Source organism: Stenotrophomonas sp. Y6, assembly GCF_022436665.1.
In the GTDB taxonomy this organism is placed as follows: Bacteria; Pseudomonadota; Gammaproteobacteria; order Xanthomonadales; family Xanthomonadaceae; genus Stenotrophomonas; species Stenotrophomonas acidaminiphila_A.
Map to the genome: position 1 here is coordinate 1 of NZ_JAKUKB010000007.1, position 13088 is coordinate 13088.

Here is a 13088-nt window from a genome sequence, read left to right on the forward strand (position 1 = left end):
GCCGCCCCCCCCCCCGGCCCGGGGCCCCCCCCCCCCCGGGCGCGCCCGCCGCCCCCCCCCCCCCCCCCCCCCCCCCCCCCCCCCCCGCGGGGGGGGGGGCCCCGGGGCTGGGTTCACGCTTCGCGGCGATGCAGCCAGCGGTACAGCACCGGCAGCAGCAACAGGGTCAGCAGGGTCGAGGACACGATGCCGCCGATCACCACCGTGGCCAGCGGCCGCTGCACCTCCGAGCCGGCGCCGACGTTGAAGGCCATCGGCACGAAGCCCAGCGACGCCACCAGCGCGGTCATCAACACCGGCCGCAGGCGGCCGAGCGCACCTTCGCGCACCGCTTCCAGCAGCGGCCTCCCCTGTGCGCGCAGGCTGCGCACGAAGCTGATCATCACCAGCCCGTTGAGCACCGCCACCCCGGACAGCGCGATGAAGCCCACGCCCGCCGAGATCGACAGCGGGATGCCGCGCAGGGCCAGCGCCAGCACGCCGCCGGTAAGCGCCAGCGGCACGCCGCTGAACACGATGGCCGCGTCCTTGCCCGAGCCGAACGCCCAGAACAGCATCGCGAAGATCAGCACCAGCGTCGCCGGCACCACCACCGCCAGCCGCTGGCTGGCCGAGATCAGCTGCTCGAAGCTGCCGCCGTAGTCGACCCAGTAGCCGGCCGGCAGCTTCACCCCGGCGTCGATGGCCTGCTGCAGCTCGCCGACGAAACTGCCCAGGTCGCGGTCGCGGACGTTGGCGGTGACCACGATGCGGCGTTTGCCGTTGTCGCGGTTGATCTGGTTCGGGCCTTCGCTGGTGTCGATGCGTGCCAGTTCGCGCAGCGGCACCGTACGCGGGTTGCCGGTGAGTACGCCGGCGGCGCCGCTGCGGCTCAGTTCATCGGCGTTGCCGCTGGCCAGCGCGGTTTCCAGTGACACCGGCAGGTCCGCCAGGGCCGCAGGATCCTGGCGCAGCTCCTCCGGCAGGCGCACCACGATGTCGAACCGGCGGTCGCCCTCGAACAGCTGCCCCGCCACCTGCCCGCCGACTGCGGTGGCCACGGTGGACTGCACCTGGCCCGGGTTGAGGCCATAGCCGGCCAGTTTCTGCCGGTCCGGGGTGACGGTGAGCAGCGGCAGCCCGCTGGTCTGCTCCAGCCGCACGTCGGCCGCGCCGGGCACGCCGGCGACCACCTTTTCGATGCGCCGGCCCACCTCCGCCAGCGTGTCCAGGTCGTCGCCGTAGAGCATCACCGCCACGTCGGCGCGCACGCCGGAGATCAACTCGTTCATGCGCATCTGGATGGGCTGGGTGAACTCGTAGTTGTTGCCCGGCAGCTCCTCCACCGCCGCCTCCAGCTCGGCCAGCAGGCCTGCGCGCGGCTTGCGCGGGTCCGGCCACTGGCTGCGTGGCTTCATCATGATGAAGGTGTCGGCGACCGACGGCGGCATCGGGTCGGAGGCCACTTCCGGCGTGCCGATCTTGGAGAACACCTTGGCCACTTCCGGGAACTGCAGCAGCCGCAGCTCGATCTGGCGCTGCATCTGCAGCGACTGGGTCAGGCTGGTGCCAGGGATGCGCATGGCATGCATCGCCACGTCACCTTCGTCCAGGTTGGGCACGAACTCGCTACCGAGCTTTGTTGCCAGCAGGCCGCAGCCGACCACCAGCAGCAGCGCGCCGGCCACCATCCAGCGCCCGCGGCGCAGGGCCAGGTCCAGCAGCGGCTGGTAGCGCCGGCGCAGCCAGGCCATCAGCCGGTTCTCCTTCTCCTGCACGCGGCCACCGAGGAACAGCGCGATCGCCGCCGGCACGAAAGTCAGGCACAGCAGCATCGCCCCGCTCAGCGCCAGCACCACGGTGATCGCCATCGGGTGGAACATTTTTCCTTCCACCCCGGTGAGGGCGAAGATCGGCAGGTACACCGCGGTGATGATGCCCAGCCCGAACAGGCTGGGGCGGATCACCTCGGCGGTGGCGGCGGCGGTCTCGGCGAAGCGCTCGGCGCGGGTCATCGCCCGGCCCAGTGCATGGGTGCGCTCACCGAAGCGGCGCAGGCAGTTCTCGATGATGATCACCGCGCCGTCCACGATCAGGCCGAAGTCCAGCGCACCCAGGCTCATCAGGTTGGCCGACACGCCGCCGCGGGCCATGCCGGTGAGGGTGAACAGCATCGCCAGCGGGATCACCGTGGCGGTGATCAGTGCCGCGCGGAAATTGCCCAGCAGCAGGAACAGCACCACGATCACCAGCAACGCGCCTTCCAGCAGGTTCTTCGCCACGGTCTGGATGGTGCGGTCCACCAGCGCGGTGCGGTCGTAGCTGGCGGTGACGGTGACGCCCGCGGGCAGGCTGCGCTGCGCCTGCTGCAGCCGGGCCGCGGCGGCCTGCGCCACCTCGCGGCTGTTGGCGCCGATCAGCATCACCACCGTGCCCATCACCACTTCGTGGCCGTTCTGGGTGGCCGCGCCGCTGCGCAGCTCCGGGCCGTCGGCGACCGTGGCCACGTCGTGCACGTGGATCGGCACGCCTTCGCGGCGATCGAGCACGATGTTGCCGATCTGCTCCAGGTCGGCGACCTGGCCGGGCACGCGCACCAGGAACTGCTGGCCGTTGCGCTCGATGTAGCCGGCGCCCACGTTCTGGTTGTTGGCCTCGACCGCGGCGGCGACGTCTTCCAGGGTGAAGCCCAGCGCGCGCAGCTTCGCCGGGTCCGGGGTGATGTGCACCTGGCGCTGGAACCCACCGATGGTGTTGACCTCGGTGACCCCGGGCACGTTGCGCAGCTGCGGCCGGATCACCCAGTCCTGCAGGGTGCGCAGGTCGGTGGCGGTGTAGGGGCTGCCATCGGCCTTGCGCGCGTCGGGGTCGGCATCGATGGTGTACATGAAGATCTCGCCCAGGCCGGTGGCGATCGGCCCGAGCTGCGGGTCCAGCCCGTCGGGGATCTGCGAGCGCGCCTGCTGCAGGCGTTCGGCCACCTGCTGGCGGGCGAAGTAGATGTCGGTGCCGTCCTCGAACACCACCGTCACCTGCGACAGCCCGTAACGCGACAGCGAGCGCACGCTCTCCATCTTCGGCAGCCCGGCCAGCACCGTCTCCACCGGGAAGGTGATGCGCTGTTCGGTTTCCAGCGGCGAGTAGCCCGGTGCGGAGGTGTTGATCTGCACCTGCACGTTGGTGATGTCCGGGGTGGCGTCGATCGGCAGCCGGCTGAAGCTCCAGGCACCGAGCAGCACCAGCACGCCGGTGAGCAGCAGCATCAGCCAGCGATGGGCGATGGCCGCGCCGATGATGCGTTCGAGCAGGCCGCGGCGCGGCGCGAAGTCAGTGCTCATGGCCCGCCCCCGCCTTGCCGATGTCGGCCTTCACCGTGTAGCTCTGTTCGACCACCACCTCTTCGCCGGCGCGCAGCCCGGCGCTGACCGCCACCTGGCGCGCGTCGCGCGCGCCGAGGGTGACCGGCCGCGCCTGGTAGGTGTCGCCGTTGCGCACGAACACCACGTCGCGGCCGTCCATGCTCTGCAGCGCGGTCAGCGGCACCACGATGTCGGCCGGGGTGCTGGCCACGACGATGCGCGCGCGCACCGCCGCGCCCGGCCGCCACAGGCCGTCGGCGTTGTCCACGGTGGCGCGGGCCACCGTGCTCTGGCTGGCGGTGGCGGTGCCCGGCAACACGCGCTCGAGCGTGGTGGACTGGCTGACGCCATCGGTCATGCGGGTGACGGTGACCGGCACCCCGGCGGTGATGTGCTGGGTATCGGCGCCGAAGATGTGCAGGTCCACCCACAGCTGCGAGAGATCGCCGATCTCGAACAGCAGCTGGCCTTCGGCGGCGACCCCGCCGACCTGCGCCTGGCGCGACAGCACCACGCCGGAGATCGGTGCGCTGACGCCATAGGTGGTCAGGCTCAGGTTGCTGTCGATGCTGGCCAGCGCCTGGCCGGCGCGCACGCGGTCGCCGACGTTGGCGCGCAGCGCGCGGATCGGGCCGGGAAAGCGCGCGGTGACCTGGGCCATGCGCCCGTCGATCGGCGCCAGCAGACCCTGCACGTCGTGTTCGTCGGCGATGGTGCCCGGGCCGACGGCGGTGCTGACGATGCCCGCGGCTTTGGCGCGCGCGGCGGGGATGGTGGTCTGTTCGGGCGCAGTGTCCTCGTCGGCGTGGTTTCCGCCCTCGTCGCCGGCATGGCCGTGGTCGTCCGCGGCGGCATCTTTGGCGGTGGCGGCGGGGTCGCCGCCGCAGGCGGTGAGCGCGGCCAGCAGCAGGCCCAGCGCGGCCAGGCGGAACATCGGGAAAGCAGTCAGCGAAGCCTTCATGGCGTGTTTCCTTCGGAAGCGGTGGCGACCAGGGGCTGCCCGGTCAGGCGCTGGATTTCGATCAGGGCGGTCTGCGCGGCGAGCGCGGCATCGAGCTGGCGTTGCCGCGCCTCGATGCGCATGGCCTGCAGCTGCGCCCATTCCAGGTAGCTGATGGCACCGGCGCGCCAGGCGCTCTCGGCGGCCTTCTCGGCACGCTGCAGCTGCGGCAGCACGTCGCTGTCCAGGCGCGCCACTTCCAGCCGCGCGGTGGCGTAACGGCCATGGGCCTCGGCCAGCGTCGAGTACAGCTGCAGCGCACGCGATTCGCGCTGCACTGCGCTCATCGCCAGCTCGGCCTCGGCAGCGCGGATCTCCGGCCCGGCGCGGCGGGCATTGCCCAGCGGCAGGCTGAAGCCGCCGACCAGGGCGGTGTCGCCACTGTCGCGGTTGTTGCGCATGCCCAGTTGCCAGGACAGGTTGCCGCGCAGCTCACTGCGCGCCAGCTGCAGCTGGGCCTCGCGCACCCGCGCCTCGCCGGCGATGAGCGCCAGCTCCGGGGTATCGGACAGCAGCGCCGCCAGTTGCTGGAAGTCCTCCAGCGCCGGCAGCTGCAGTGGCTCGCCGCTGACCTCGGTGAAGTCGGCTTCGCGCGCGTTCCACAGCGCCGCCAGCGCCAGCCGTGCCGCGCGCTCGGCCTGCACGGCACGGTCGCGGTCCAGTTCGGCCTGGGCCAATGCCGCCTGCGCGGTCATCAGCGTGGAGGCGGGCGAGGCGCCGGCCTGCAGCCGCACTCGCGCGGCGGCGACCGCGCGGCGACGCTGCTCGATGTCGTCCAGCGCGATCCGGCGCTGGCCGCGTGCGGCGGTGATGGCCAGGTAGCGGCGCGCCACCTCGGCCATCAGGTCCAGGCGGGTGATCTCGCGCTGCGGCGCGAGGGTGTCGATGTTGGCCTGCGCCAAGGCGCGGCGGGCGTCGAGCTTGCCGCCGCGTTCGAGCACGCCGGCCAGCGAGACGGTGACCTCGCTGGCGTCGAAGCCGCGGCTGGCGCCGGTGCCCAGGGCGTTCTCGATATCGACCCCGAACGCCAGCGGTGGCTTGAAGCCGGCGCCCTCGTAGCGGGCCTCGGCGGCGGCACGCTGCAGGACGGGCAGGCGCAGGTCGGGATGGGTGCGGGCGACGCGGCTGATCGCCGCGTCCAGGGTCAAGGGTTCAGGCGGCGACGGCACCTGCGCGATGGCGCACGGTGCGATCGCCAGGGCCGCAAGCGCGGCCAGGCGTTTCCACATGGGGAATCTCCGGTTTTCGGGAAGGGATCGGGACGTCCGCGCGGCGGACGTGGATCAGGCCCGAATCGGAGGGCGCAGCAGGCTTTCGGTGGGCGCCGGGCGCCAGTGGGTGTCGTGCGCGGTGGCGCCCGTCGCCGCCGGCGGCATGGGCACGTCCCAGGCCACCGACGCGAACGGCAGCACGCCGCCGTGGCCATGGCAGTGGCCGCAATGCACCAGGGCGTGCAGCAGGCGGGCACTGTCGTCGGCGTCGTCATGGCCGGTATCGGCTTCCAGCACCGGATCGTGCGTGGCCGACGGATGATCGGCGTGGCTCAGGGCGTGCAGTTCGCCCAGTGCGGACGCCAGCGCGCCGCCGGCGGTGCCGAGCGCGATCACCGCCAGCACCAGCAGGCGGAGCAGCAGCGACGGCGGACGGCGGCGCAGGAACGCGATCATGCGCGGCAGGGTAGCGGCGGCCTGCCGCGTTACACAATCGCACGGTGCCTTTGCATTCAGGCACGCGGCCTGCCGACCGCGCCCACAGCCGTGCGGGGCGCACAGCCGCTGGGCGGTGCCATCGCGGTTGCCGGCAGCGCGGCCACCGCGCCCCCGGCGGGCATGCGCCCACGAGCCTCCGCGGCAACGGCGCGACCCCAGGGAGCGGACGCGTGCGCCAATGGCGCTGCGGCTCCAGCGGACGAACCCTGCGCCCGGCTGCCGGCCATCTTCGCGGGGGAACACGCGCGTGGCAGTGGCGCACGATCGCGCGGCGGTGCGCTGGCACCACGGCCATCGGCCCGTTGTAGCAACCCGCGCCGTCGCGCGAGCGCCACGCGCGCCGCCGATCCGCGCACGTTCCTCGCGGCGATCCACGCGTTCATGCGCATTGCCAGGCGTGTAGTAGCGCAGGCGGCTGGCGTCGGTTGCCGTGGACGAGGGCGTGCGACGCGCGGACGCCGTGCGTGGCCGCCGGCCACTGGCACTGGCAGCGGCCGGCGCACGGCCCGGGATGGTGCCGCCAGCGGCGGGCCGCATGCCCGGGCACACCCCGGCACGACGCGCTGCGGGCCGGCGGACGCACCGAGCGGGGCGGTCAGGCCTTCTTGCGCTCCTCGATGTAGGCCTTGATCTGCCGCTCCAGCACCGGCAGCGGCACCGAGCCCTGCCTGAGGATGGCGTCATGGAACGACTTGACGTCGAACTTGTCGCCCAGCTCCTTCTCGGCCTGCGCTCGCAGCTTGACGATGGTGATTTCGCCCAGCTTGTAGCTCAGCGCCTGCGCCGGCCAGGAGATGTAGCGGTCGACCTCGGTGGTCACCTCGTGCTCGCTCAGCGCGGTGTGGTCGCGCAGGTAGGCGATGGCACGCTCGCGGCTCCAGCCGTAGTGGTGCACGCCGGTGTCGATCACCAGGCGGCAGGCGCGCCACATCTCGTAGGTCAGGCGCCCGAAATCCTCGTACGGGGTTTCGTAGATGCCCATCTCGATGCCGAGCTTCTCGCTGTACAGGCCCCAGCCCTCGCCGTAGGCGGAGATGTAGGCGCCGCGGCGGAAATCCGGCTGCTCGCCCTGCTCGGCGGCCAGTGCGCCCTGCAGCGCATGGCCCGGGTCGGACTCATGCAGGGTCAGCGCCGGCAGGTTGTACAGCGGGCGCGCCGGCAGGTTGTAGGTGTTGACCCAGTAGGTGCCCATGCCGCCGCGGCCGGCGGTCCAGAACGGGGCGATGTCCGGCGGCACCGGCACGATGGTGAAGCGCGCCCGCGGCAGGGTCATGAACTTGCCGATCACGCTGTCCACGCGCTTGGAGATCCAGGCCGCGCGCCACAGCAGCTCTTCCGGCGTCTTGGCATAGAACTGCGGATCGGTGCGCAGGAACTCGAGGAAATCGGCGAAGCGGGTCTGCTCGCTCTTTCCCTTGAATCCCACCTTGTCGATGATGGCGTTCATCTCCTGCTGGATGCGGTTGACCTCGCTCAGGCCCAGCGCGTGGATCTGCTGCGGGCTCATGTCCAGGGTGGTGTATTCGCGGATCTGCTGGCGGTAGAACGCCTTGCCGCCGGGCATCTTTTCCGCGGCCAGGGTTGTGCGCGCCTGCGGCACGTATTCCTCGCGGAAGAACGCCAGCAGCTTGCCGAACGCCGGGACCACGCTGCCGGCGATCGCCTGCTGCGCTTCCTCGCGCAGTTTCTGCTGCTCATCGGCCGGGATGCCGGCCGGCAGCCTGCGGAACGGCGCGTACAGCGGCGATTCGGTGGGGTCCTTGAGCCCGGCCACGGTCGAGATCGAGACATCGCGGCCGTCGAGCACCGCGCGTGGCACGCTGAAACCACGCTCCAGGCCGGCGCGCATGTTGGCGGTCTGCTGGTCGAAATAGCGCGGCACGTCGTTCAGCCGCGCGATGTAGTTGCGGTAGTCCTGCGCGGTCTTCATCTCGCGCCGGGCCATGAATCCCAGGTTCGACCAGAACGAGGAATCGGAGTTGAACGGCATCTCGTAGGTGCGCAGGCGCACCGCGTCGGCCAGGTTCTCGACCTGGTACCTGTAGATGGCGTAGTTGACCTGGTTCTCGGCCGAGAGCGTGGCCGGGTCGATCGCCTTGAGCTGCTGCAGCACGTCGTCCCATACCTTCAGGCGCGCGGCCTGCGCCTCGGCGCCGACGTCCGGCAGGCGGGTGGCGTTGGCCGGGCCGTCCGCGTCCTCGCTGGCCTCGCCGCCACCGGCCTGGCGCCAGGCCCATTCCTTGGTGTAGATCGCCTTGAACTGCGCATCGGCATCCTGCACGGCCAGCGCCGCGGGGGCGGACGTCCTGGCGGGGGCGGCGTGGACGATGGCGCCCGGCAGGGCAAGGGCGAGCAGCAGGGCGGCGGACAGGGTGGTTTTCACGAACGGCGGGCTCTTCGGGAAACAGAGCCCGATCATGTCACCGGCGGCGCGGCCGTGCATGGTTCGAAAGTCCTGCCCGCACGCGCCGTGCCGGGACGTGGGCCGGATCGGCGCGGCCGCGCGGCGCCGGCTGCCGCCGGTGGCTCAGTGCCCGGCCCTGTCCCGCTTCCAGCCGCGGTGGCGGATGTCCAGGTACAGGCTGTAGAGCGCGGTGAACGTGGGGAACAGGTTGCCGAGGATGCCCACCGCGTCGTTCTTGCCGAAGATGAAGTAGCTCAGCGTCATCAGGCTGCCGAGGATGCTCATGTACCAGAACAGGCGCGGGATCACCGGCTTGCCCTCGCGCTTGCTGGCGATGAACTGCACCAGCCAGCGGCCGCCGAACATCAGGGTGCCGGTCAGGCCGATCAGCTTCCACGGCGACATGTGCACGCCGGTCCACTCCAGCCACGGCAGCGGCTGGCTCATGAAATCCATGCTCAGACCTCCTCGACCGCGGTGCGCCTGCTGCGCACGATCAGCCAGGCCACGCCGCGCAGGTCGCGGATGCCGACCAGGGCACGGCCGAGGTTGTTGTACTTGGACACCCCGGCGGTGCGGTGGCGGTGGTTGACCGGCACGCTCACGGTCTGCCAGCCGGCACGCTGCATCAGCGCCGGCAGGTAGCGGTGCATGTGGTCGAAGTACGGCAGGTCGAGGAACGCCGCGCGCTCGAACAGCTTGATGCCGCAGCCGGTATCGGGCGTGTCGTCGCGCAGCATGCGCGCGCGGATGCGGTTGGCCCAGCGGCTGGCCCAGCGCTTGGAGCCGGAGTCCTGGCGGTTGACCCGCCAGCCGGCGAACAGCTTCACCGCGGGCGCGGCGGCGTCGCGCGCGGCCAGCAGTTTCGGGATGTCGGCCGGGTCGTTCTGGCCGTCGCCATCGAGGGTGGCGATCCACGGCCCGCGCGCGGCCTTGACCCCGGTGCGCACGGCGGTGCTCTGCCCGCTCTGGCTGACGTGGTGCAGCACCCGCAGCTCCGGGGTGGCGGCCTTGAGCGCGCGCAGTACCTGCAGGGTGTCGTCCTTGGAGTCGTCATCGACGTAGACGATCTCGAAATCGACCCGGCCGCGCAGCGCGGCGGTGATCTCGGCAACCAGCGGGGCGACGTTGTCGCGTTCGTTGAAGACGGGGACGACCACCGAAAGTGCGGGTTGGCTCATCGCGGGATCCGTTCGTGCAGTAAGAGGAAAGACCGCGCATTTTCGGGTACGCGGCTGGCTGGAAGAGGGGTCAGGCGGCGGCGCCGAAGTAGTCGCGGCACCAGGCCACCACCCGCGGCAGTCCGGCCTCGATCGGGGTGGCCGGGTCGAAGCCGAAGGCGGCGCGGGCGCGCGCGGTGTCGGCCATGGTCTCGACCATGTCGCCCGGCTGCATCGGCTTGTAGACCTTCAGCGCCGGGCGCCCGGCGGCGCTGGCGATCACCTCGATGAAGCGTTCCAGCTCCACCGGGGTGTGGTTGCCGAGGTTGAATACCCGGTGCGGCACGCCGTCCTCCGAAGGGTGGTCGAGTGCACCGAGGATACCGGCGACGATGTCGGAAACATGCGTGAAGTCGCGGCGCATGCGGCCTTCGTTGAACACCTCGATCGGCCGCCCGGCCAGCACCGCGCGCGAGAACAGCAGCGGCGCCATGTCCGGCCGGCCCCACGGGCCGTACACGGTGAAGAAGCGCAGGCCGGTGGCGCGCAGGCCATACAGCTGCGCGTAGGTGTATGCCATCAGCTCGTTGGCGGCCTTGGTCGCCGCGTACAGCGAGCGCGGCCGGTCCACGCGCTGGTCCTCGGAGAACGGCGGCGTGGCCGAATCGCCGTACACCGAGCTGCTGGATGCATAGACCAGGTGCTGCACGTCGCGGTGGCGGCACAGCTCGAGCATGTTGACGAAGCCGGCCAGGTTGCTGTCGACGTAGGCATGCGGGTTCTGCAGCGAGTAGCGCACGCCGGCCTGCGCGGCCAGGTGGATGACCCGCGACGGGCGGATCTCGTCGAACAGCGCGGCCAGGCCGTCGCGGTCGGTCAGGTCCAGCGCGCGGATGTCGACCTGCGGGCACAGCGCGGCGACGCGGTCGCGCTTGAGCTGCGGGTCGTAGTAGTCGTTGTAGTTGTCCAGCCCGACCACGCGCGCGCCGCGCGCGGCCAAGGCCTGGCAGGTGTAGGCGCCGATGAAGCCGGCGGCGCCGGTGACGAGAACGGTCATCTGTCTGGTCCGGAAAAAAACTGGGTCAAGCGCCGCTCCACGGGGAAGCGGCATCGGCGCCGGCACCACCACCGGCCGGCAGCGGTTGCGCGGCATGCGGCGTGCGGCGCCTGGGCCGCCGCTGCACACCCGGCCCCGCGGGGCGGCGGTGGGTGGATGCCGGCCATTATCGCCGCCGCGCCTCCCGGCGTGGACCGGGACGCCCGCTCACAGCGTCAGCGGGTCCCGCGCCAGGGCGGCCTTGCGCTCGCGGCTGAAGGCCCACCACGGCTGCGGATCGCCGCCCTCCATGAAGCGCACGACCGACAGGAACACGTCGATCACGCAGGGGTCGTGCACCACGCCGGTCTTCAGGCACAGCTGCGCGTACATGTCATAGGGATCACGCCCGCGCAGGTGCGCGGGAACCCGGATCCCGATCAGACGGAGATCCTTTTCACAGGCCGGCCCGACATTCGGCAGGTCGGTCAGACGCAACAGGTGATTGCGGTCGACCTTGGTGGGGTTCATTGCCTTGCATGCACCTCGGGGGTGGGAGGGAACGTCAGCCGTGCTGACGGGTACGCAGCCTCTCCAGCACGCCGTCGAGCGTGTCCAGGTCGGTGTAGTGGATGACCAGCTTGCCCTTGCCGCCGCGGCCGTGGTTGATGGCGACCCTGGTGCCCAGCGATTCGGACAGCTCGGTCTCCAGCGAGGCGATGTCGGCCTGCGGCGCGCTCGGCGCCGGCCTGGCCTTGCGCGCCCCGGGCACCTTGCCGGCGGCGAACTGCTGGGCGCGGTGCTCGACCTCGCGCACCGACCAGCCTTCGTCGGCGGCGTCCTGCGCCAGCTTGGTCGCCAGCTCCGGCGCCAGCGTCAGCAGCGCGCGGGCGTGGCCCATTTCCAGGCGGCGGCTTTCCAGCAGCACGCGCACGCCGGCGGGCAGGTCGATCAGGCGCAGCAGGTTGGACACCGAGGCGCGCGAGCGGCCCACCGCCTGCGCGGCTTCGGCGTGGGTCAGCGAGAACTCGGAGATCAGCCGCTGCAGCGCCTCGGCTTCTTCCAGCGGGTTGAGGTCCTCGCGCTGGATGTTCTCGATCAGCGCCATGGCGATGACGGTGCGGTCTTCCAGTTCGCGCACCACCACCGGCACTTCGTCCAGCCCGGCCAGGCGCGAGGCGCGCCAGCGGCGTTCGCCGGCGACGATCTCGTACCTGCCGCCCTCGACCTGGCGCACCAGGATCGGCTGGATCACGCCCTGGGCCTTGATCGACTCGGACAGCTCGGACAGCTTGGCCTCGTCCATCTCGCGGCGCGGCTGGTACTTGCCCGGCTGCAGCAGGTCGATCTGCAGCTTGCGCAGCACCTCGCCCGGCTGCGGCTCGGCCACCGCCGCCACCGACACCGGGGTCACCGCGCCCTTGGGGCCCAGCAGCGCATCGAGGCCACGGCCCAGTCCACGTTTCTTCGCAGCGCTCATCAGACAGCCTCCATGGCCCTGACGGCCCTGTTGCGTTCATCGGTGCGGCGGATCAGTTCGCCCGCCAGGCCGAGGTAGGCCACGCCGCCGCGCGAGGTGCGGTCGTAGCCGACGATGCTCTGGCCGTGGCTCGGCGCCTCGGCCAGGCGCACGTTGCGCGGCACGATGGTGCGGAACACGCGGTCGCCGAAATGCTCGGTCAACTCGGCCGAGACCGCGTTGGCCAGGTTGTTGCGCACGTCGAACATGGTGCGCAGCACGCCTTCGATTTCCAGCGCCGGGTTCAGGTTGGCACGCAGCGCCTCGATCGTCTCCACCAGCGCGCTCAGGCCTTCCAGCGCGTAGTACTCGCACTGCATCGGCACCAGCACCGAGTCGGCGGCGGCCAGCGCGTTGAGGGTCAGCAGCGACAGTGCCGGCGGGCAGTCGATCAGGATGAAGTCGTACTCGCCGCGGATCGGCGCCAGCGCGCGCTTGAGCCGCTGTTCGCGGCCTTCCTGCTCCATCAGCTGGATCTCGGCCGCGGTCAGGTCGATGTTGCCCGGCAGCAGGTCGTAGCCCTCCGGCGCCTTCACCCGGATATCGGCCGCGGCGCTCTCGCCCAGCAGCAGGTCGCAGGTCGATGCCGCGACCTCGCGCTTGTCCACGCCGCTGCCCATGGTCGCGTTGCCCTGCGAATCCAGGTCGACCAGCAGCACGCGCCGGGGCGCTGCGGCAAGGGCGGCGGCCAGGTTCACGGCGGTGGTGGTCTTGCCGACGCCGCCTTTCTGGTTGGCGATGGCGATGATGCGAGCCATGCGGATGGGCCTCATGGGCTGGAAGGTTGGGACTGGCCATTATGCGGGCTGGGGGCCGGATCGGGGAAATCCGGGCCTTGCCGCATGTGGCCGTGCGCCTCCCGGCCCCGGGCGGGGCGGCCCGCAGGGCGTCAGGCGCCGTGCGGAATGCCTCGCCAGCCGCG

The 13088-nt window shown here is 71.4% G+C and carries 11 protein-coding genes; all 11 read right to left on the reverse strand.

The window, feature by feature from the left end; genetic code table 11:
• Nucleotides 1-113 precede the first annotated feature (113 nt).
• Nucleotides 114-3287 carry a CusA/CzcA family heavy metal efflux RND transporter gene (locus MKP15_RS09550; RefSeq protein ID WP_240212573.1) on the reverse strand — a complete coding sequence of 1058 codons (3174 nt, stop codon included), beginning with the start codon at nucleotides 3285-3287 and terminating at the stop codon, nucleotides 114-116.
• A 19-nt stretch (nucleotides 3288-3306) separates the two neighbouring features.
• Nucleotides 3307-4299, reverse strand: coding sequence for an efflux RND transporter periplasmic adaptor subunit (locus MKP15_RS09555; protein ID WP_240212562.1), 993 nt, complete (start codon nucleotides 4297-4299; stop codon nucleotides 3307-3309).
• Nucleotides 4296-5567 (reverse strand): TolC family protein, encoded by a 1272-nt coding sequence (locus MKP15_RS09560; protein ID WP_240212563.1) that lies wholly within the window; start codon nucleotides 5565-5567, stop codon nucleotides 4296-4298. The genes MKP15_RS09555 and MKP15_RS09560 overlap by 4 nt, the downstream gene beginning before the upstream one ends.
• 54 nt (nucleotides 5568-5621) lie before the next feature.
• Nucleotides 5622-6005, reverse strand: a complete 384-nt coding sequence (locus MKP15_RS09565; protein ID WP_161615192.1) for a hypothetical protein — start codon at nucleotides 6003-6005, stop codon at nucleotides 5622-5624.
• Between the two features lie 637 nt (nucleotides 6006-6642).
• A complete protein-coding gene (locus tag MKP15_RS09570) occupies nucleotides 6643-8430 on the reverse strand; it encodes a DUF885 family protein (protein WP_240212574.1) in 1788 nt (595 codons plus the stop codon).
• Nucleotides 8431-8574: 144 nt separating this feature from the next.
• Nucleotides 8575-8913 carry a lipid-A-disaccharide synthase N-terminal domain-containing protein gene (locus tag MKP15_RS09575; protein ID WP_104940318.1) on the reverse strand — a complete coding sequence of 113 codons (339 nt, stop codon included), beginning with the start codon at nucleotides 8911-8913 and terminating at the stop codon, nucleotides 8575-8577.
• Complete coding sequence (locus tag MKP15_RS09580; RefSeq protein WP_104939936.1) at nucleotides 8910-9632, reverse strand: glycosyltransferase family 2 protein; 723 nt, start codon at nucleotides 9630-9632, stop codon at nucleotides 8910-8912. The genes MKP15_RS09575 and MKP15_RS09580 overlap by 4 nt, the downstream gene beginning before the upstream one ends.
• 70 nt (nucleotides 9633-9702) lie before the next feature.
• Nucleotides 9703-10668: an SDR family NAD(P)-dependent oxidoreductase gene (locus tag MKP15_RS09585; protein ID WP_240212564.1), complete on the reverse strand. Its 966-nt coding sequence runs from the start codon at nucleotides 10666-10668 to the stop codon at nucleotides 9703-9705.
• A 207-nt stretch (nucleotides 10669-10875) separates the two neighbouring features.
• The gene (locus MKP15_RS09590; protein ID WP_054668371.1) at nucleotides 10876-11178 is read right to left on the reverse strand and encodes a helix-hairpin-helix domain-containing protein; all 303 of its coding nucleotides are present in this window, start codon (nucleotides 11176-11178) and stop codon (nucleotides 10876-10878) included.
• Between the two features lie 34 nt (nucleotides 11179-11212).
• Complete coding sequence (locus tag MKP15_RS09595) at nucleotides 11213-12127, reverse strand: ParB/RepB/Spo0J family partition protein (protein WP_240212565.1); 915 nt, start codon at nucleotides 12125-12127, stop codon at nucleotides 11213-11215.
• Entirely contained in the window at nucleotides 12127-12924 is a 798-nt protein-coding gene (locus MKP15_RS09600; RefSeq protein WP_054668374.1) for a ParA family protein, read from the reverse strand. Before MKP15_RS09600 ends, MKP15_RS09595 begins: the two co-directional genes overlap by 1 nt.
• Nucleotides 12925-13088: the final 164 nt, after the last annotated feature.

Coding starts and splice junctions, on each gene's coding strand:
- MKP15_RS09565 (WP_161615192.1), bottom strand. CDS start 6,005: ATGATCGCGTTCCTGCGCCGCCGTCCGCCGTCGCTGCTGCTCCGCCTG.
- MKP15_RS09555 (WP_240212562.1), bottom strand. CDS start 4,299: ATGAAGGCTTCGCTGACTGCTTTCCCGATGTTCCGCCTGGCCGCGCTG.
- MKP15_RS09595 (WP_240212565.1), bottom strand. CDS start 12,127: ATGAGCGCTGCGAAGAAACGTGGACTGGGCCGTGGCCTCGATGCGCTG.
- MKP15_RS09580 (WP_104939936.1), bottom strand. CDS start 9,632: ATGAGCCAACCCGCACTTTCGGTGGTCGTCCCCGTCTTCAACGAACGC.
- MKP15_RS09590 (WP_054668371.1), bottom strand. CDS start 11,178: ATGAACCCCACCAAGGTCGACCGCAATCACCTGTTGCGTCTGACCGAC.
- MKP15_RS09600 (WP_054668374.1), bottom strand. CDS start 12,924: ATGGCTCGCATCATCGCCATCGCCAACCAGAAAGGCGGCGTCGGCAAG.
- MKP15_RS09585 (WP_240212564.1), bottom strand. CDS start 10,668: ATGACCGTTCTCGTCACCGGCGCCGCCGGCTTCATCGGCGCCTACACC.
- MKP15_RS09560 (WP_240212563.1), bottom strand. CDS start 5,567: ATGTGGAAACGCCTGGCCGCGCTTGCGGCCCTGGCGATCGCACCGTGC.